This window comes from Jiangella anatolica, from assembly GCF_003236295.1.
Classification (GTDB): Bacteria; Actinomycetota; Actinomycetes; order Jiangellales; family Jiangellaceae; genus Jiangella; species Jiangella anatolica.
This window is the reverse complement of the sequence record NZ_POTW01000200.1, coordinates 1-873: the sequence shown is the minus strand read 5'-3', so window position 1 is coordinate 873 and position 873 is coordinate 1. Positions and strand designations below refer to the sequence as shown.

Genomic DNA, 873 nt, shown 5'->3' with positions numbered 1-873 from the left:
GAGCCTGTTGCTCTTTGTGGTTGTAGCTGACCGGTGTGGTTCGGGTTGGTGGTTCTTGGGTTGTCGGCTTGTCGGGGTCCGGTGCTGGTGGGCTGGTCAGGCGGTGGCGATCTGGGCGGTGGTGATGCCGCTGGTGGCGATCTTGAGCAGGTTGGTGACGGCGGCAGCGAGGGACAGTTCGGCTTGGGCGGCGTGCAGGCCGCGGCGGGCGAAGCGGCGCAGGCCGCGGCGGTCTTTGAGCCAGGCGTTGGGTGCTTCGACCATGGGTGCTCGGCGGGTGTAGAGGGCGTGCCCGTCGTCGGTGCGTAGCCGGTGGTCCATGCGTTCGCGTGGGCTGGCGTGCTCGGATGGGTCGCCGGTGGCCGGGTCGTGGGTGGCGGCGTGGTTCAGGTCGCGTCGGGTGGCGTTGGCGATGAGCCGGTCCGGGCCGGGCGCGGTCAGGTTGGCCAGGCTGTCGTAGCCGGCGTCGCCGATCATGGTGCCGACAGTGAGGTCGTCGGCGCGGTCGGGGACGTGGCCGGCGAGCTGGTCGGCGATGTCCTGGACTGCCTTGGCGGTGGGGACGAACTGGGCGATGTCGTTGGCGTCCTGGGTGGCGCGGGCGGTGATGATGAACCCGTCGTCGCTGGTCGCGGTCTGGCAGTTGTAGCCCTGCACCCAGCCGTTGCGGGTCTTGAGCAGCCTGGAGTCCGGGTCGGTCAGGTTCACCCGATGCGCACTGCTGTCCTGGTCACCGGCCTGCTCCGAGGTGGGAGGATGCTCGGCGGTGGCCAGAGCATCCTGGTAGGCCTGACGCAGTTGGGCGACCCGGGGGTGCTCGTGCGGTGCCGCGGCCGGGGTGCCGGGCAGCCGGTGCCCCCGCCCGGCCGCGGC

At 71.2% G+C, this 873-nt stretch carries 1 protein-coding gene; it reads right to left on the bottom strand.

Annotated elements, in window-relative coordinates; translation table 11 throughout:
• Nucleotides 1-96: 96 nt before the first annotated feature.
• Nucleotides 97-873, bottom strand: a 777-nt coding sequence (locus C1I92_RS32950) for a transposase (protein ID WP_146605387.1), incomplete at its 5' end; no start/stop codon positions are given.